The sequence below is a fragment of the Pseudomonas sp. TAE6080 genome (genome assembly GCF_018732265.1).
Lineage (GTDB): Bacteria > Pseudomonadota > Gammaproteobacteria > Pseudomonadales > Pseudomonadaceae > Aquipseudomonas > Aquipseudomonas brenneri.
In genome coordinates, this window is the sequence record NZ_JAHIDY010000011.1 from 126,506 (window position 1) to 145,687 (window position 19,182).

The following is a 19,182-nucleotide window of genomic DNA, read 5'->3' on the forward strand; positions in this document are numbered from 1 at the left end:
TGCCGATAGCCTTTGAATAAGTCCAAGCCTTGTTCAGGGGAGTTCACCGCATGTACCGTTGGCTAGCTGAAAAACTGGGAAATGTAAGCGTCAATCGCAAGCTGAGCGCAGGCTTTGGCCTGGTATTGGTCCTCACGCTCCTGATCACGTTCACCGGCTGGACGGGCCTGAGCGGCGTGATCAGCCGTGGCGACAAACTGGGCTTTATTTCCAGCCTAAATGAACTGACCAAAGACCTGCGCCAGGCCCGCCTGGACTATGAAATGCGTCGTGGCGAACAAGGCCCAGGGCTGGTCAACGAGCTAATGGACAAGCTCGACAGCGGTCTGAAAACCGCACGCAGCCAGATCGAGCAGCCGGCCGATGTCGCCATGATCGACGAGCAACTGGCCGCCGTCGCCAAGTACAAACAGTCCTTCAGCGCCATGGTCCAGGCCGGCGCCCACCGCGAAGATGCCCGCAGCAAACTCGGCGCCACGGCTGACAACGCCGTTGCACGGGTCTCGGAAATCGAAAAAAACCTGCTGCAAGGTGACAGCGTCAGCCAATTCAACAGCGTGATCGACTTGAGCAAGTTGATCCAACAGGCACGCTTCCAGGTGCGCGGCTACACCTACAGCGCCAAGGCCGAAGCCGAACAGCCGGCCCTGGACGCCATCGCCAATGCCCTGAAGAACGCCGACAGCCTGCGCAGTCAACTGCCGGAGCAATACAGCGCCAACCTGCAAGAGGCCAGCGACTCCCTCAAGGCCTACCTTGCCGCTGTCAGCCAGTTCCGCGACTCCCAGGTGGCCAGCGCTGCGGCCCTCAAGGCCATGGCCGAACAAGGCGACCTGCTATTTGATCGCAGCAAGAAACTCACCACTTCGCAAACCGTGGTCCGTGACAACGATGCCGCACAAGCCAAGCAACTGCTGATCCTGGCAACCGCCCTGGCCCTGGCTTTCGGCTTGTTCGCCGCCTGGGCGATTACCCGGCAGATCGTGATTCCATTGAGCCAGACCCTCAAGGTCGCCGAGCGCGTCGCCGCCGGTGATCTGACCCACGACCTGGTGTCGCAACGCCAGGACGAACTGGGCCAACTGCAGCGCGCCATGCAAAGCATGACCATGGGCCTGCGCGACCTGATCGGCGGGATCAGCGACGGCGTGACCCAAATCGCCAGCGCCGCCGAAGAGTTGTCGGCGGTGACCGAGCAAACCAGCGCCGGGGTCAACAGCCAGAAGGTCGAGACCGACCAGGTGGCCACCGCGATGAACGAAATGGCCGCCACCGTGCAGGAAGTGGCGCGCAATGCCGAGGAAGCCTCCGAGGCTGCCGTCGCCGCCGACCAGCAGGCCCGCGAAGGTGACAGGGTGGTCGGCGAAGCCATCGCCCAGATCGAACGCCTGGCCGGTGAAGTCGGCAACTCCACCGAAGCCATGGGCCATCTCAAGCGCGAAAGCGACAAGATCGGCAGTGTGCTGGACGTGATCAAGTCCGTGGCCCAGCAAACCAACCTGCTGGCCCTCAACGCCGCCATTGAGGCGGCGCGTGCCGGGGAGGCCGGACGTGGGTTCGCGGTGGTGGCCGATGAAGTACGCAGCCTGGCGCAGCGCACGCAGAAGTCCACCGAGGAAATCGAAGAGTTGATCGTCGGCCTGCAAAGCGGCACTCAGCAGGTCGCCACCATCATGGACAACAGCCGTGGCCTCACCGACAGCAGTGTCGAACTGACCCGCCGGGCTGGCCATGCGCTGGAAAACATCACTCGCACGGTCTCGGCTATCCAGGCGATGAACCAGCAGATCGCAACCGCCGCCGAGCAACAGAGCGCCGTGGCCGAAGAGATCAACCGCAGCGTGTTGAACGTGCGCGATGTGTCCGAGCAGACCGCTGCGGCCAGCGAAGAGACCGCAGCTTCCAGCACCGAACTGGCACGCCTGGGCACCCACCTGCAGACACTGGTCGGCCGCTTCCGGGTCTGAGGCCTGCCCTTCGCGGCGATCCGTCCGGGTCGCCGCTTGCAGCTTGTGAAATTTCCTACATGCTTTTCAGCCCGTGATGGCCACGCCTGACGGTCAAGGGGACTAGCGTTCAAGTTGATTCAATGTGCCTGCACCTTGAACCTCTTGTGTTCCCTTGTCGGAGGTTGACCATGTTTCGCCAAATGAGCCACATGCTGGGTAACGCCAGCGTCACCCTCAAGCTGACCTTGGGTTTCGCCTTGGTCTTGGCCCTCAGCCTTGTCATTGCCTTGACCGGTTGGCAGGCGCTTGCCGCCTCGCTCTACCGCTCGCAGACCCTCTCCGTGCTGTCGCAACTGGCGGTCACCGGCGAAGAACTACGGACAGATAGAATCCTTTACCGCACCCTTGACGATGCAGCCAATCTCAACAAGCTGAACCTGAGCATGGAGAAAGTCGACGCCCACCTGGGCGAGCTTTCAAACCGCCTCAAAGTACTGACGTCCGTCCAATACTTGCAAAACATGACCCGCATTGGCGGCACATTCAAAACCACACTCAAGGATGTCCCTGCCCTGGTCAAACAACGGGAGACTGCCCGTGAGCAATTAAGACAGAGTTCCATTCGGGCCAGCGACATCCTGGCGCAACTGGCCAGCGACCTGCCGGACCAGGAAGATGAAAAGGCCCTCGACACCATCGAGAATCTGCGCCAGGCCATGGAGCACGCCGAAGATCGCACCCAGAGCCCCGCCTGGGCGGTCGACTCCCTGGATGTTTATACCCAGATCGTTAGCGATGCAGAGCGTAACCTTGAACTGGCCCAGGCCGCTGTGGCGAAGCTGCCGGTAGACAGCAGCGCATTAAACAATGCTGTGCTTAGCCTGCGTACGCATCTAACACGTCTCAAGGAGACCCAACTTGCTACCGAGACTTCGCAAAACCTACTGGAGCAGCAGTGGGATCAACTGCTGGCGCAGAGCGATCTACTAAGCCAGGACCAAACCCAACGACGCGACCAGGAAGCTCAGCACGCCCGCACCCAGACCCTGGCCATTACTGGTGCGGCCTTGCTCCTGGGCGCCCTGGCCGCCTGGATAATCGCCGGGCAGATCGTCAAGCCACTGCGCAGGGCGCTGGCAGTGGCCAATCGAATTGCCGATGGCGACCTGAGCCACGATGTACAGACCCTGCGCCGAGATGAACTGGGCCAGCTGCAATGCAGCATGGCGCAAATGACCCTGAACCTGCGGGGGCTGATTGGTAGCATCAGCGACAATGCCCGGCAAATCGCCAGCGCCGCCGAGGAGCTTTCCACCGTCACCGAACAAACCCGGGCCGGCGTCAGTAATCAGCGTGACGAAACCGAGCAGGTAGCCACTGCCATGAATCAGATGCTCGCCACCGCCCAGGAAGTCGCCCGGCATGCCGAACAGGCCTCGATTGCCGCCAACCAGGCCAATCAGCAGACCGAACTGGGCGACCAGGTGGTGACGGATGCGGTGGCGCACATTGAGCACCTCGCCCACGAAATGGCGCGTTCAAGCCAGGCCATGCTGGGCCTGCAACGGGAAAGCCAGAAGATCGGCAGTGTGCTGGAGGTGATCAAGTCAGTATCCCAGCAGACCAACCTGCTGGCGCTCAATGCGGCGATCGAGGCCGCACGTGCCGGTGAAGCTGGCCAAGGGTTTGCCGTGGTCGCCGATGAGGTGCGCAGCCTCGCCCAACGTACCCAACAGTCCGCCGAGGAAATCGAAGAACTGATTGGCGGGTTGCACAATGGCACGCAACAGGTCGCCGACATCATGGACAACAGCCGCACCCTGACCGACCGCAGTGTGGGCCTGACCCGCAACGCCGGGGACGCTCTGAACGAGATCGCGCGCACCGTGTCCGTCATCCAGGAAATGAATCCACAGATCGCCGCCGCCGCCGAAGAGCAAAGTGCGGTGGCCGAGGAGATCAATCGCAGTGTGTTGAAAGTCAGGGACGTGTCGGAACAAACCGCCGCTGCCAGCGAACAGACGGCGGCGGCGAGCATTGAATTGGCACGCCTGGGAGCGGACCTTCAGCGATGCGTGGGCAAGTTCAAGGTATGAACCTGCCCATGCGGCTTACAGAACCTGACGCAAAAACGCCTGTGCCCGTGGGTCCTTCGGCGAGTCGAAGAACTGCGCGGGCGCAGCATCTTCCAACAGTTTGCCGTGATCGAAAAACAGCACCCGATCCGCCACTTCACGGGCAAAGCCCATTTCGTGGGTCACGCAGACCATGGTCATACCTTCCAGGGCCAAAGTTTTCATGACATCCAGCACTTCGCCGACCATTTCCGGGTCCAGCGCCGAGGTGGGCTCGTCAAACAGCATGACCTTGGGTTCCATCGCCAACGCCCGGGCAATCGCCACGCGCTGTTGCTGGCCACCGGAAAGCCTGGAAGGAAACTCGTTGGCTTTCTGCGCAATGCCGACCTTGTCCAGCAACGCCAGGGCCTTGGCCTCGCGCTCCTTCTTGCCGCGCTTGCGCACCACTTTCTGCGCCAGGCACAGGTTTTCCAGCACGGTCATGTGGGGGAACAGGTTGAAGTGCTGGAACACCATGCCGACTTCCCGGCGATAGGCGTTCACATCGGTCTTGGGGTCGGCCAGTTGCAGGCCGTCAATGCTCACCGAACCGGAGTCGAACTCCTCCAGACCATTGAGGCAGCGCAGGAAGGTCGATTTTCCAGAGCCGGACGGGCCGATCACCACCAGCACTTCGCCCTTGGCCACCTGGGTGGTGACGTGATCCACCGCGCGGACCACGTGCCCACGGGTATCGAAGACTTTTACCAGATCGCGGACTTCAATCACTTTGCGCGAGCCTCCGCTCAAGCCGGCTGGCCATTTTCGACAGCGGCAGGTTGATCAGCAGGTACAGGCCTGCGACACAGAACAGGATTTCAAACGGCGAGAACGAGGTGGTGATGACCTCGCGACCGCTCTTGAGCAGCTCGGTAATGGCGATCACCGACACCAGCGAAGTGTCCTTGACCAGGCTGATAAATTGCCCGGCCAACGGCGGCAGCACGCGCTTGAAGGCCTGCGGCAGCACCACATGGCGCATCGACTGGCTGGCGCTCAAGCCCAGGGACCGGGCAGCTTCGCCTTGGCCACGGGCAATCGACTGCACACCGGCACGCACGATTTCTGCCACATAAGCACCGGTAAACAGCGACAGCGCGGCGATGCCCGCAAACTCACGGGACAGGTTCAGCACCGTGCCGATAAAGAAGTAGAAGATGAAGATCTGCACCAATAGCGGCGTGCCGCGTACCAGTTCGACGTAGATCGTCGACAGATCGCGCAAGGTCGGGTTATTCGACAAACGACACAGACCGGTTGCCAGGCCGATGAACAAGCCCAATACCCCCGAGACCAGCGACAGCCACAGGGTGGTCCACAAGCCCCACATCAACGGGCCCAGCGCCCAATGCCGGGTCACGCCGATCACATCGCCTTCGGCCACATCGTCGCCACGGGCCACTTGCAGGCTGTTTTCGGCCACCGTCAGGTGCTGCTCGGCGCCAGCGTCGTTGCGCAGGGTAACTTCAGCAACGTCGCCCTTGCGCACCAACTCGACCACGGTGGAAATATCCGCCGCCCGCTTGGATTCTTCAGCCTGATAGGCAAAGTATTGCGGCACGCGGTTCCAGCGCCATTCGTAGGACATCAGCGAGGTGGCGTAGTACAACGCGCCGGCCAGGCCGACCAGCACCAGCACGGTCAGCAGGTGCCAGGGCCATTGGGCTTTTTTCTGTTTCATTGCGGGTTCCGGGATGTGTATCGGCTGTCAGACCGCCATCGCGGGCAAGCCCGCTCCCACCTTTTGATCTGTAAATGCCTTCAAATGTGGGAGCTGGCTTGCCTGCGATGGGCGCGACGCGGTGTCTGGCTTATTCCATGTCCTTGAGCCACTCGGAGCTCTTGAACCACTTGTCATGGATGCGATCGTAGGTGCCGTCGTTGCGGATCTGGTGCAGGAAGTTGTTGATGAAGTTGATGCTGTCGTAGTCGCCTTTCTTCAGACCGAATGCCAGAGGCTCAAAGGTGAAGGGTTCTTCAAGGAAAACCAGCTTGCCGTTACCGACTTTTTTCTCGGCAACCACGTTGTACGGCGCGTCGTAGACAAAGGCATCGGCCTTGCCGTTGACCACGTCAAGCACACCTTCCTGCTCATTGTCGTAGCCGTGGTACTTGGCCTTGGAGATCAGCTTCTTGGCCACCATCTCGCCGGTGGTGCCGAGCTTGGAGGTCAGGCGGTATTTCTCGTCATTCAGGTCTTTGTAGGACTTGATGGTGCCTTCCAGCTCCTTGCGAATCAGCAGGGTCTGGCCAACCACGATGAAGGGTTCGCTGAAGTTCAGGCGCAGGTTGCGTTCCTGGGTCAGGGTCATGCCGCTGCCGATCATGTCGAACTTGCCGGTCAGGAAGGCCGGGATGATGCCGTCGTAACCGGTGGAGACCAGCTCCAGCTTGACGCCCATGGACTTGGCCATCGCCTTGAGCAGGTCGACTTCAAAACCAATGATCTCACCGCGTTTGTTGGTCATCTCGAACGGCATGTAGGTCGGATCCATGCCGACTTTCAAGGTACCGCGCTTGACCGCTTCGTCAATCGCACCCGCCTGGGCCGTATTGACTGCCAGCAGGGCCGTCACGCCGAGCATCAGCATCGAAAGATACTTTTTCATCACCAAGTCCCCTGACTCATTTTATTTTGATGCAGGCCTTCGCATGGCCGCACTATTTCTTCGGGGAGCGATGCTAACCCACTCGCCCACCGGCACAAAGGTCTAGCCAGGATTTGTTGGCGGATATGACAGAAAAACCCCACATAAATCCAGGGAAAAGCGCTGTTAGACGGTTTGCCATGGTGGCTGCTTACCTTGGAGTTATGTAAGCAGTTGTGACCGTCATTCGATCTCCGACAACCAGTCCGTGTCCCTGAACCACTTGTCATGCAACCGATCGTAGGTGCCATCCTGGGCAATTTGGTTGAGGAAGTGATTGATCCAGTTCAGGCTGTCGTAATCGCCCTTCTTCAGGCCAAACGCCAGGGGTTCATAGGTGAAGGGCTGCTCCAGGGCCAGCAGCGCGTGGTTTTGCGGCTTGGCCAGGGCAATCAGGTTATAGGGCGCATCGTGGATAAAGGCATCCATCCTGCCGCTGACCACCTGGCGTATGCCCTCCTCCGCCGTGGCAAAACTGCGCAGTTGCGCAGCGCCCACAAAGCGTCGTGCCGCCGCCTCGCCCGTCGTGCCATCGGTTGAGGCAATCCGATAGCCGGCCTCGTTCAAATCCTCAATGCTGCTGACTTTCCCGGCCAGGCGCGGGTGGAGCAGGACGGTCTGGCCGACGATGATGAATGAATCACTGAAGTTGAGCTTGAGATTGCGCTCCTGGGTCACGGTCATGCCGCTGCCGATCATGTCGAACCGGTCGGCCAACAGGCCCGGGATCAGTTCGGTATACGCCACCGGCACCCATTCCAGCGTCACCCCCAAGGCATCGCTCATGGCTTCGAGCAGATCAGCTTCAAAACCGATGACACGCCCCTGCCGGTCAGTCATTTCAAAGGGCACGTAGTTGGGATCGGTGCCCACTTTCAGCACGCCACGCCGCACCGCCTCGTCAACGGCGCCTGCCTGTGCCATCTGCACCTGTACCAACGCGACAATGCCCAGCAACAGCATCGACCAGTAACCTTTGATCATGAAAAGCCCCTTTTTCATTAAGCAGCCGCGCACCAGGCGTTGTGCGGTCAGCGCACACCAGAGGCGGTCGATTCAGATTTTGGGGGCGATCCTAACTCACTGACAGGCACGGCAATACGCCTTGAACCAGGGTCTTTTGTATCGAAGTTAGAGGGGTAAAGCGCAAGCGACTGGCGCTGTAGGACGGGCGTTTCAAGCGCCCCCGAGACCGGTCTCGGGGGCGTCTGAATCAGGCAGGTTGCGCCTGGGACGGCAGCGGTTGCAACGGCAGCAACGGCGCATGCGGGTCGGACTTGACCGACTCACGCCAGGCGCCAAGCCACTCGGCATGCCCTTCGCCCCAGACTTGCTCATGCAAGCGCGCCAGGGCCACCGGGTCGCTGAGCAAGGCCACACGCTCGTTGTTGTTCAGGCCCGCCGGGCCAACCTTCAACGCATGCCGCACACGCTCGGTACGCAGCCACTCGATCGGCTCCGCCTGGCCATGCCGGGAAGTCGCCAGGGCGCAGGCCAGGGCGTTCTGCTGCGGATCAACCACCGCCCGCACAAAACCGTCATTGAGTGCATGCCAACGGTTTTCATGGGTGTAGCGGTCGGTCGACAGCAACGCTTGCGGCGGGTTGTATTCCTCAGGAATCAGGAACAGGCTTTCGTCGCGAGACTTGAGGCCCAGCTTGACCCGGCTGGAGATCACCGAGACCGGGATCGACAGCATCAGCGAACCGACAATCGGCACCAGCCACCACAGGAAGCTTGGGTTCAACCACACCACCAGCAGTGCCCAGAAGAAGCCCAGCAAGGTCTGCGGGCCGTGGCGCTTGACCGCCTCGCTCCATGGCGTGGAGTCGTCGTCACGCTGCGGCGAGTTCCAGGTCGCAGCCCATCCGAGGAACGCGGCCAGTACAAAACGGGTGTGAAAAATCATCCGCACCGGCGCCAGCAGCATGGAGAACAGCATCTCCAGCAGCATCGACAAGGTCACCTTGAACTTGCCACCGAACTCTTTCGCGCCCTTGGCCCAGATCAGGATGATGCTGAGCAACTTGGGCAGGAACAGCAGCACGATGGTGGTGGAGAACAGTGCCACCGCCTTGTCCGGATGCCATTGTGGCCACAGCGGGTACAACTGGCGGGGCGCCATGAAGTACTGCGGCTCCATCAGGGTGTTGACCGCCAGCAAGGCCGTGGACAGCACCAGGAACAGGAACCACAACGGCGCCGACAGGTACGACATCACGCCAGTGAGGAACACCGCACGGTGTACCGGGTGCATGCCCTTGACCAGGAACAGGCGGAAGTTCATCAGGTTGCCGTGGCACCAGCGACGGTCACGCTTGAGTTCATCCAGCAGGTTCGGCGGCAGTTCTTCGTAGCTGCCGGGCAAGTCGTAGGCAATCCATACGCCCCAGCCGGCACGACGCATCAGCGCGGCTTCAACAAAGTCGTGGGACAGGATGGAACCGGCAAACGCGCCTTTACCCGGCAATGGCGCCAGGGCGCAGTGCTCGATAAACGGCTTCATGCGGATGATCGCGTTGTGGCCCCAGTAGTGGGACTCGCCCAACTGCCAGAAGTGCAGGCCAGCGGTGAACAGCGGGCCATAGACGCGGGTAGCGAACTGCTGCATGCGCGCATACAGGGTGTCCATGCCCGAGGCACGTGGCGCGGTCTGGATGATCCCCGCGTCCGGCGTGGCTTCCATCAGGCGCACCAGGCTGGTCAGGCATTCGCCGCTCATCACGCTGTCGGCGTCGAGGACCACCATGTACTTGTAGTCACCGCCCCAGCGACGGCAGAAGTCGTCGAGGTTGCCGCTCTTGCGTTTGACGCGACGGCGGCGGCGGCGATAGAAGATCTTGCCAAAGCCACCGGCCTCGCGGCAGACATCAAGCCAGGCTTGCTGTTCGGCGATGCAGATATCGGCGTCGTTACTGTCGCTGAGCACGAAGAAATCGAAACGGTCCAGGTCGCCAGTGGCGGCCACCGATTCGAAGGTCGCGCGCAGGCCGGCAAACACCCGCGGCACGTCTTCGTTGCAAATCGGCATCACCAACGCGGTACGGGCATCCTTGGGGATAGGCTCGTCGCCGGCGCTTTTCCCGGAAATACGGTACTTGTCATGGCCGGTGAGCAACTCAAGGAAGCCCATCAGTGCCGTCCAGAAACCCGCCGAAACCCAGCAGAACAGAATCCCGAACATGATCAGGATGCTGGTTTGCAGGGCGTACGGCAGCACCTGGGTCGCGGTTTGCAGCAGGGTCTGGTTGCGGATCTCGTCAAAGTCGACGAAGGACCAACCCTGGTAAGGCATGATGCCTTTCATGTACCAGCCCGCCACAATCGTCTGGCCGAGCATCAGCACCAGCAGGATATAGCGGCGGATCGAACCGACAGTGCGCCAGCGGGCAGCGGGCAGCACGCGCTCGTCTTTTTTCGGTTCCGGCGGGTTGGTGCGACCCGTCAGCCGGCGCCAGCCGCGTACCAGGATATTGGTGCGCCAAGGCTCTGGCACCACTTTGGTGCGACGGATCGGCGGCGTGGCCTTCAGGCAAACCCGGCCGCTGGCATCGAGCACCAGCATTTCGGCGTCTGCCAGTTCTTCGGCAGTGCTCAGGGTCAACCGACGGCCAACCGACGCCTGTGCAGCATCCACAGGCGCATCAAAAGTCGAGGACGACAGGCGCTCGTGCAGCTCGGAGAAGGACTTGCAGCCCGCCAGTTCGGCGCGCTGCTCGTCGGTCATCGGAAGATGCGCCAGGTACTCGGCAAGAGTCTCTGGCTGGGCTTGAGAGTTACTCATCGGCAGGCAACTGATTGCTCCAGGTTTCAGTCAGGACTTGTTCTGTCTTGACCGGTTCCGGGGTGGCTGGGGCAGCTTCTGGCTGCTTGTCTTGCTTGTCCTTGGCGTCTTTCTTGGCGTGCTTCTCGTGTTGCTTGGCCAAGACTTTGTCAGCCTTCAGGACTTGGGTGGAAACCTGCTCTGGCTCAGGTTTGACGATGTCCTGGACCAGGGCCGCACGCATTTCGGTCGGCTTGCCCGCATCCTTGATCTTCAAGCGCAGGGTCAGGCGCCAGCCCTTGGTGTGCGGGTTGTAGCGCACGCTGTTTTCCACGACTTCGCCGTTTTCACCGACGCTGACCTGGCCGCGCACTGCTGCATCTGGCTTCAAGGCCTTGAGGGACGGGCCCTCGAAGTCCACCAGATAGGCCACGCTGCCGTCTGGCTGGCGGATCAGGTTCGATTGTTTCACGTCACCGGTCGAACGCAGGGTCTGCTTGACCCAGGCGCTGTCTGGCGAGTGGAACGGTGCATCGTCCAAGGTCCAGTGCAGGCGGTAGGCGACATCCAGCGGCTCGCCTGGCTTGGGCAACTCGGCCGGGCTCCAGAACGCAACGATGTTGTCGTTGGTTTCATCGGCGGTCGGAATCTCTACCAGATCGACCGAACCCTTGCCCCAGTCACCTTCAGGCTCGATCCAGGCGCTTGGGCGCTTGTCGTAGTTGTCGTCGAGGTCTTCGTACTGGCTGAAGTTGCGACCACGCTGCAACAGGCCGAAACCACGCGGGTTTTCCACCGAGAAGTTGCTGACCGACAGGTGTTTAGGGTTGTTCAGCGGGCGCCAGATCCACTCGCCGTTACCGGCATGGATCGACAGGCCGCTAGAATCGTGCAGTTCGCGACGGTAGTTGAGGACCTTGGACGGCTGGTTGGCGCCGAACAGGAACATGCTGGTCAGCGGGGCAACGCCCAGCTTGCTGACCTTGTCGCGCAGGAACATCTGCGACTTGACGTCGACAATCGTGTCGGTGCCCGGGCGCAGGATCAGGCGATAAGCGCCGGTGGCCCGTGGCGAGTCCAGCAGGGCAAAAATCACCAGGTGCTTGTCACCCGGCTTTGGACGCTCGATCCAGAACTCGGTGAAACGCGGGAACTCTTCGCCGGACGGCAGCGCGGTGTCGATCGCCATGCCACGGGCGGACAGGCCGTAGACCTGGTCCTTGCCTACGACGCGGAAATAGCTGGCGCCGAGCATGGTCATGATTTCGTCTTGCTTGTCGTCCTTGTTGATCGGGTACAGCACACGGAAACCGGCATAACCCAGCTGTTCGGTGGCTTTGGGATCGAACTTGACGTCACCGAAATCGAAACGCGTCGGGTCGTACTTGATTTCCTTGACGTCGGTCGCGGTGACTTCGTTGATCTTCACCGGCGTATCGAAGTGCATGCCCTGGTGATAGAAGGACAGCTTGAACGGGGTTTTCTGATCGGCCCACTCGGCTTTTTCATTGCGGAAACGAATTTTCTGGTAGTCAGCGAACTTCATTTCGCGGAATTCGTTCGGCAGATTGCTGCGCGGGGCTTCGTATTTCTGCCCGGCCAGCTCTTTTGCCTTGGCCGACACATCGTCCAGACTGAATGCCCACAGTTGACCCGCGCCGAACAGGCAAAACAGGGCAGAGCCCGTTACCAGTGCGTTTCGCAACCGTTTGGCAGACAATTTTGGTGCATTACAGGGACTAACAATCACGAGCAACCCTCGCCGAAAACAGATCAAAAAACCAACGGCCAGCTATCTATATGCCAGGTTGGCGAGCATTGTTCCGACTCCGAAGGGGCTAAATGATTCCCCAACGGCACTCGGACAAGTCTCTACCTAAGTCAAAAATGGACCAATTTACGCTGATCCCCGTAGCGCGCGATTATCTAGTAGCCGGTGAGATAACGCAGCAGGGGCAGCGAAGTATTTGTAGCGAAAACTTGCGTTTTTGCGCATTAAAAGTCGTTTTTCATACAATCAGGTCTGCAAAAGGAAGGTGACCGGCCCGTCATTGACCAAATGCACCTGCATATCCGCGCCAAAACGCCCCGACGCCACCGTGCCATGCAATTGTTGCGCTTGTAGCAACAAGTGCTCGAAAAGCGCCTCGCCCAGCGCCGGAGGAGCCGCCGTGGAGAAGCTGGGACGCAAGCCGCTCTTGGTATCGGCTGCCAGGGTGAACTGGGACACCAGCAACAAACCGCCGCCAATATCCTTCAACGACAGGTTCATCTTGCCCTCGTCGTCACTGAACACCCGATAGTTAAGCAGCTTATGCAACAGCTTGTCGGCACTGGCCACGGTATCTGAAGGCTCGACGGCTACCAGCACCAGCAAACCCTGGTCTATCGCACCGACCACTTCCCCCGCCACCTCGACCCGGGCACCGCGTACCCGCTGCAAAAGGCCTTTCATGCTTCTTCGGGTGGCAAATCAAGCAGGCGCCGTGCCATCTGGCTCGCCGCACGCACCAATGCATCAGTGATTCCGGGCTCGGAAGCCGCGTGCCCCGCCTCGCGGATCACCTGCAGTTCGCTGTTCGGCCAGGCTTGATGCAGTTCCCAGGCATTGTCCAGCGGGCAGATCATATCGTAGCGGCCATGCACGATGATGCCAGGCAGATGGGCGATCTTGTGCATGTCGCGAATCAGTTGGTTGGGCTCAAGGAATGAATTATTGGTGAAGTAGTGGCACTCGATGCGGGCAATCGACAGGGCGCGCTGGGGTTCGGAAAAGCGCTCGATCAGTTGCGGGTTGGGACACAGGCCCAGCATGCGGCCTTCCCAGGTGGACCAGGCCTTGGCGGCATGCATCTGGGCGATCTGGTCGTTGCCGGTCAGGCGCTTGTGGTAGGCGCTGATCATGTCGTGGCGTTCTTCCACGGGGATTGGCGCGATGTAATCCTGCCAGTAATCCGGGAACAAACGGCTCGCGCCGGCCTGGTAGAACCATTGAATGTCCTGGGGACGGGCCAGGAAGATGCCGCGTACGATCAGGCCATGCACGCGGTCGGGGTGGGTTTGCGCGTAGGCCAGGGCCAGGGTCGAACCCCAGGAGCCGCCGAACAGCACCCATTTTTCTATGCCCAGGTGCTCGCGAATGCGCTCAAGGTCGGCCACCAGGTCCCAGGTGGTGTTGTTTTCCAGGTTGGCCCGCGGCGTGGAACGCCCGCAACCGCGCTGATCAAAGGTGACAATGCGGTACAGGTTGGGATCGAAATAGCAGCGGCTATTGGCATCGCACCCGGCACCCGGGCCGCCATGGATGAAGACAACGGGCAAACCTTGCGGGGAACCGCTTTCGTCGACATACAGCGTGTGGGTTTGGTCGACGGCCAGATCGTGCCGGGCGTAGGGTTTGATCTGCGGGTACAAAGTCTGCATTGCGCGCTCCGTAAGGGGTCGGTTCCATCCCTGGGGGGACGTCTATTATTTTGCCGTCTGGCATCATAAACCCGAATTGTGCAATGAGCATGTTCTTGAGGGCTTGGATCTGCGTCAGCGATTCGCCAGGAAGACTCACGGAACCACGTGTGGGAGCGGGCTTGCTCGCGATAGCGGCGTATCAGTCGACATATTTTTTGAACTGACAGACCGCTATCGCGGGCAAGCCCGCTCCCACATTTGTTCTCCATTGTTTGATCTGACGCGTACGAAGCAGGGTTTGAGGCCTGGGCAGCTGTAGATCCTTTGCGTCGTGTTATCAGCGCTTATTGAACAGCCGCTTTATGCCTCGCCACTGGGTCCGTTTGAGGTTCTCATCCAGAAGCCGACAGACCCACAGCAAGAACTGGTGGTTGTTACAACCGAAGTAATGCTCTGAAAAGCACAGTTCATAATCAAACGGTGCGGCATTGCGCAAGCGGCCAGATGTCAGGTTATTACGCAGGTAGCGGTGTATTTCCCGCTTGAGTAGCCAGACGCTGAGGCGGGAGTGAGCGTCAACATAGCCTTGCACAATGTCCTGCAAGGAAAAGGGCACAATTGCAGCTTCACCTTCCCTGCGCCACGCACCGACCCTCTCGCCCACTTCGCTATACATGAAACTCGTTAAACGTTCGTAAGCCATAACCGCCTCAGATAATCGGAAAGGCAGTCAACACATACATCGGCATGTTGTTGAACTCCTCGAACTTGATAACCACCCGCACCTTGGTCATGTGGATGATCGTCTGAGGAAAGCGCGGTCGTATTCCCCAGCCCACAACCTGCCCAAGACTTGCTTCAATGGTATAGACGCTGGAGCGCGCTTTGAACTTGGACATGAATACAACTTTGAGCTTATTCATCTGCAACGCCTGGCTTACAGCCCATTCCGCAACCTCAGCGTTACTGAACGTTGAAATACTCTCGGCATTGGGCATTTTTTGGGCGCGTTTTTGCACAAACTCCAGCGACTTTCCGACATGCAACCCATAAGCATGACCACCACCAAGTTTTTTCGGTGCATGCAGAGGTCGCTCACTCACATTAAGCCTCATCCTGCCAGCCTGAACAGATGAGACTCGAAAAGCTGCGTAGAGGCTGGCGGTGGACAACGGCACGGCAAACTCGCCGGCTAAACCAATCACGTGCCCTGTTGCAGGTGAGGCTCCCAAGCCAGCGGCTATCGCCTGACCAGACTTGTAGGCGTACGACGTGGCTGTCTCGCCACTGACCAACTGCGCAGTACCGGCAGCCAACTGATCAGAGGCGTGTACCCCCATGGCCACACACCCCATCTTGCTGATCATCGTAGGCTCAGGCAACGCGCACAACACTCCCGCTCCCGCCAACTCGATAATCCCGCCAACGACACGCAAACCGCCAAAAATCCGATTTGAGGCGATTTCAGCAGCGCTCAGGGATTGGTGCTCCAAAATCGCTGCCATCTGGGCATAACTTAAAACAACTCGAAACTCCTCATCCTGAGACACCACAGACCATCCTTCTTTGATCATTAGGGCGCGCAGACTAGCAAGCACCGTGGCGTCATCTATGGCGGCAAGAGCATTAGGGAAATGACCTACTCGAATACCGGAACTATCTTAAGAGGCCAGCCCTTTCAATATCTTTGAAAAAGTAACCGAAGCGGGTCAGCCAAACGCTTTACTCAAGGCAACAAAGTTCAACGGTGGGAGCTGGCTTGCCTGCGATAGCGGTGGGCCAGTCAAACTCTATCTGGCTGACCCAACTCTATCGCGAGCAAGCCCGCACACATTTTGATCTTCATTGGCTCAGGTGTAGTGCTTCTGGCCCCAGGCCAGGAATCCTTGCAGCAACTGCTTCAACACCACCCGCGTCGGCTCGGCCAGGTCCGCCCGATAACGGAACGGCTCGAACTCTTCCATATACGTGCACTGCCCCAGTTCCAGTTGCACCGCATGGATATCCTGCGCCGGGTTGCCGTAGTGCCGGGTGATATGCCCGCCCTTGAAGCGCCCGTTCAGCACATGGCTGTATTGCGGATGAGTGGCGCAGATCGCTTCCAATTGGCTGGCCAACCCAGGATCGCAGGCGGCGCCATTAAAGGTGCCGAGATTGAAGTCCGGCAATTTGCCTTCAAACAGGTGCGGGATGACTGAACGGATCGAATGTGCGTCGAACAGCAACGCGTAGCCAAACTCAGCCTTGAGGCGCGCCAGTTCGCGCTGCAGGGTCTGGTGATAGGGCGTCCAGATCTGCTCCAGATAGGCTGCCCGCTGCTCTTTCGACGGCTCCTTGCCTTCGATAAACAACGGCACACCCTCAAACAGCGTCGCTGGAAACAGGCCGGTGGTCGCGCCGACATACAGCGGCTTGTCGTCGGACGGCCGGTTCAGGTCGATCACAAACCGCGAATACTCGGCCGCCAGGGTGCTGGCGCCCAATTCTTGGGCAAAGTCATACAACGTGGGGATATGCCAGTCGGTATCGGGCAGGCTTTGTGCCTCGGGGATCAAGCCGGCCTCGACCGCAGGCGTCAGGCGCAGGCCCGCGTGGGGCATGCTGATCAGCAGTGGCACACGACCTTGTTTGAAGTTCAGAACCTTATCCACAGCGGTACTCCTTTTACACAGTGACGTCGACGCCATGGCGCACGACGCGTTTACCCAGCTCGCCGCCCAACCAGTAGGCCAGGTCGGCAGGACGGTCGATCTGCCAGGCGACAAAATCCGCGACCTTGCCCACTTCCAGTGAGCCATGGGTGTCGCCCATGCCCAAGGCCGTCGCCGCATGTCGGGTGGCACCGGCCAGGGCTTCTTCCGGAGTCATGCGGAACAAGGTGCAGGCCATGTTCAGCATCAGCCTTACCGACAACGCCGGCGAGGTGCCGGGGTTGAGGTCGCTGGCGATGGCGATCTTCACCCCGTGCTTGCGCAAGGCGTCCATCGGCGGCAATTGGGTTTCGCGCAGGAAGTAGAACGCTCCCGGCAGCAAGACCGCGACGGTGCCGGCAGCAGCCATGGCGATGGCATCGTCCTCGGTCATGAATTCCAGGTGATCCGCCGACAATGCGTGATACCGCGCAGCCAGGCTGGAGCCGTGCAGGGACGACAATTGCTCGGCGTGCAATTTCACCGGCAAGCCCAAACGCTGGGCGACCTTGAACACACGCTCGACCTGCTCGGTGGAAAACGCCAGGTATTCGCAGAACGCATCCACGGCATCCACCAGCCCTTCAGCAGCCAGGGCTGGCAGCATCTCGTTGCAGATATGCTCGATGTAGTCGTCGGCGCGATCCTTGTACTCCGGCGGTAACGCATGGGCCGCCAGGCAGGTGGCGCGCACGCTGACCGGCAGCTCGTCGCCCAGGCGCCGGGCCACGCGCAGCATCTTGCGTTCGTTGGCCAGGTCCAGGCCGTAGCCGGACTTGATCTCCACCGTAGTCACACCGTCACGCAGCAGACTGCGCAGGCGCTGGCGGGCGCTGTCGAACAACTCGTCCTCGGTGGCTGCGCGAGTGGCGCGCACAGTGCTGGCAATGCCACCACCGGCCGCCGCGATCTCGGCGTAGCTCACGCCTTGCAGCCGTTGTTCGAACTCGCCACTGCGATTGCCGCCGAACACCGTATGGGTGTGGCAATCGATCAGCCCCGGCGTGACCCACGCCCCCTGCAAGTCATGAATCTGCCCATAGTCGCCGCTCGGCAGCTCGGCCCGAGGGCCGATCCATTCGATCAACGTGCCAGCCGTGACCATGGCACCATCCTCGATGATCGAGTACGTGCCCTGGGCCATGGTTGCGATGTGGCAGTGGTGCCAAAGCGTTTTCATCAACGCCTCCCTTTAAGTTATCGGTGAGACAAAGCCGGGTCGTAATGAACCTTGGCAGCTTGCCCGGCTGCGGGCTTGACCCACAGCAGATAGGCGACGACCAGCAGCACAATCCACGCGGCGCCAACCAGCAACGCGGCCTGGGTGTCCGGGAAGTAGCCGAGTACGCCAAAAATAAACAGCATGAACACAATGGCCGCCGCCGGCGCGTAAGGCCAGAACGGTACCGGGAATTTCAGTTCAGCGACCTGTTCCTTGGTCATCGAGCGGCGCATCGCCACCTGGGTGACCAGGATCATCAGCCACACCCACACCGTGGCGAAGGTGGCAATCGAGGCAATCACCAGGAACACGTTTTCCGGGATCAGGTAGTTCAACACCACCCCGCCGAGCAGCGCCGCGCCCATCACCACTACGGTCATCCATGGCACGCCGTGGCGCGACAGTTGCGCAAAGCCCTTGGGCGCCTGCCCTTGCTGGGCCAGGCCGTACATCATGCGGCCTGCGCCGAAGATGTCACTGTTGATGGCCGAGACTGCCGCCGAGATCACCACGATATTAAGGATGGTCGCCGCCGAGCCAATCCCCAGGTTGCTGAAGATCTGCACGAACGGGCTGCCCTGGCTGCCGATCTGCGGCCATGGGTAGATGGCCATCAGCACAAACAGGGTCAGCACGTAGAACAGCAGGATGCGCAGCGGCACCGCATTGATGGCCTTGGGGATGACCCGTTGCGGGTCCTTGGCTTCACCGGCGGTAATGCCGATGATCTCGATGCCGCCAAAAGCAAACATCACCACGGCAAAGGACGCGATCAGGCCACCCACGCCATTGGGCATGAAGCCGCCATGGGCCCACAGGTTGCTCAACCCGCTGGCTGGCGCATCACCGGCCGAATGCACGCCAAACAGCATGATGCCGAAGCCGCCGAGGATCATCGCGACAATCGCCGCGACCTTGAGCAGTGACAGCCAGAACTCCATTTCGCCAAACACTTTGACGTTGCACAGGTTCAGCCCGCCGATCAGCAGGACAATCCCGAGTACCCAGACCCAGCGCGCGACTTCGGGAAACCAGAAGCCCATATAGATGCCGAAGGCGGTGACGTCCGCCAGGCAGACGATGATCATTTCAAAGGCGTAGGTCCAGCCGAGGATAAAACCGGCCATCGGACCCAGGTAGGTGCTGGCGTACTGACCAAACGAGCCGGAGACCGGATTGTGCACGGCCATCTCGCCGAGGGCGCGCATCACCATGAACACCGCAGCGCCACCGATCAGGTAGGCCAGCAGCACCGCCGGGCCAGCCATCTGGATGGCCGAGGCAGAACCGTAGAACAGCCCGGTGCCGATCGCCGACCCCAGTGCCATGAAGCGAATATGGCGGGCGGTCAGTCCGCGTTTTAGACCTTGTGCTTGCTGGTGCATTTC

At 60.2% G+C, this 19,182-nt stretch carries 15 protein-coding genes and 1 pseudogene; 3 read left to right on the top strand and 13 right to left on the bottom strand.

The genetic code is table 11. From position 1 onward, the window contains the following. Positions 1-50: 50 nt before the first annotated feature. The 3 genes and pseudogenes from KL786_RS30105 to KL786_RS10940 all read left to right on the top strand — a co-directional run. Positions 51-1,064 (top strand): annotated as a pseudogene (locus KL786_RS30105) (methyl-accepting chemotaxis protein); the annotation flags it as partial. Between the two features lie 198 nt (positions 1,065-1,262). Continuing rightward, entirely contained in the window at positions 1,263-1,967 is a 705-nt protein-coding gene (locus KL786_RS30110; RefSeq protein WP_373347781.1) for a methyl-accepting chemotaxis protein, read from the top strand. 170 nt (positions 1,968-2,137) lie between these two features. Next, entirely contained in the window at positions 2,138-4,045 is a 1,908-nt protein-coding gene (locus tag KL786_RS10940; RefSeq protein ID WP_215517628.1) for a methyl-accepting chemotaxis protein, read from the top strand. 15 nt (positions 4,046-4,060) lie between these two features. Here the strand turns inward: KL786_RS10940 and KL786_RS10945 are convergent, their stop codons facing one another. The 13 genes from KL786_RS10945 to KL786_RS11005 form a co-directional block, all read right to left on the bottom strand. Then, positions 4,061-4,795: an amino acid ABC transporter ATP-binding protein gene (locus KL786_RS10945; RefSeq protein WP_215517629.1), complete on the bottom strand. Its 735-nt coding sequence runs from the start codon at positions 4,793-4,795 to the stop codon at positions 4,061-4,063. Then, positions 4,788-5,747, bottom strand: a complete 960-nt coding sequence (locus KL786_RS10950) for an amino acid ABC transporter permease (protein WP_032862245.1) — start codon at positions 5,745-5,747, stop codon at positions 4,788-4,790. The genes KL786_RS10945 and KL786_RS10950 overlap by 8 nt, the downstream gene beginning before the upstream one ends. Before the next feature lie 130 nt (positions 5,748-5,877). Beyond that, on the bottom strand, positions 5,878-6,675 hold the full coding sequence (locus KL786_RS10955; RefSeq protein WP_215517630.1) for a transporter substrate-binding domain-containing protein: 798 nt from the start codon (positions 6,673-6,675) through the stop codon (positions 5,878-5,880). Between the two features lie 222 nt (positions 6,676-6,897). Beyond that, on the bottom strand, positions 6,898-7,698 hold the full coding sequence (locus tag KL786_RS10960; protein ID WP_032862247.1) for a transporter substrate-binding domain-containing protein: 801 nt from the start codon (positions 7,696-7,698) through the stop codon (positions 6,898-6,900). Positions 7,699-7,927: 229 nt separating this feature from the next. Next, complete coding sequence (mdoH, locus tag KL786_RS10965) at positions 7,928-10,498, bottom strand: glucans biosynthesis glucosyltransferase MdoH (RefSeq protein WP_215517631.1); 2,571 nt, start codon at positions 10,496-10,498, stop codon at positions 7,928-7,930. Then, positions 10,491-12,182 carry a glucan biosynthesis protein G gene (locus KL786_RS10970; RefSeq protein WP_252193693.1) on the bottom strand — a complete coding sequence of 564 codons (1,692 nt, stop codon included), beginning with the start codon at positions 12,180-12,182 and terminating at the stop codon, positions 10,491-10,493. The genes mdoH and KL786_RS10970 overlap by 8 nt, the downstream gene beginning before the upstream one ends. 312 nt (positions 12,183-12,494) lie before the next feature. Continuing rightward, positions 12,495-12,932 carry a D-aminoacyl-tRNA deacylase gene (dtd, locus tag KL786_RS10975; protein WP_032862249.1) on the bottom strand — a complete coding sequence of 146 codons (438 nt, stop codon included), beginning with the start codon at positions 12,930-12,932 and terminating at the stop codon, positions 12,495-12,497. Further along, positions 12,929-13,900, bottom strand: a complete 972-nt coding sequence (gene pip / locus KL786_RS10980) for a prolyl aminopeptidase (RefSeq protein ID WP_032862250.1) — start codon at positions 13,898-13,900, stop codon at positions 12,929-12,931. Before pip ends, dtd begins: the two co-directional genes overlap by 4 nt. Before the next feature lie 319 nt (positions 13,901-14,219). Beyond that, positions 14,220-14,585, bottom strand: a complete 366-nt coding sequence (locus KL786_RS10985) for a hypothetical protein (RefSeq protein ID WP_050593422.1) — start codon at positions 14,583-14,585, stop codon at positions 14,220-14,222. Positions 14,586-14,592: 7 nt separating this feature from the next. Next, positions 14,593-15,432, bottom strand: a complete 840-nt coding sequence (locus KL786_RS10990) for an RNase A-like domain-containing protein (protein ID WP_215517633.1) — start codon at positions 15,430-15,432, stop codon at positions 14,593-14,595. Between the two features lie 300 nt (positions 15,433-15,732). Next, positions 15,733-16,533, bottom strand: a complete 801-nt coding sequence (gene hutG / locus KL786_RS10995; protein WP_215517634.1) for an N-formylglutamate deformylase — start codon at positions 16,531-16,533, stop codon at positions 15,733-15,735. 13 nt (positions 16,534-16,546) lie between these two features. Continuing rightward, positions 16,547-17,752 (bottom strand): imidazolonepropionase, encoded by a 1,206-nt coding sequence (gene hutI, locus KL786_RS11000; protein WP_215517635.1) that lies wholly within the window; start codon positions 17,750-17,752, stop codon positions 16,547-16,549. 17 nt (positions 17,753-17,769) lie between these two features. After that, positions 17,770-19,179 carry an L-histidine transporter HutT gene (locus KL786_RS11005; protein WP_032862253.1) on the bottom strand — a complete coding sequence of 470 codons (1,410 nt, stop codon included), beginning with the start codon at positions 19,177-19,179 and terminating at the stop codon, positions 17,770-17,772. Positions 19,180-19,182 lie beyond the last annotated feature (3 nt).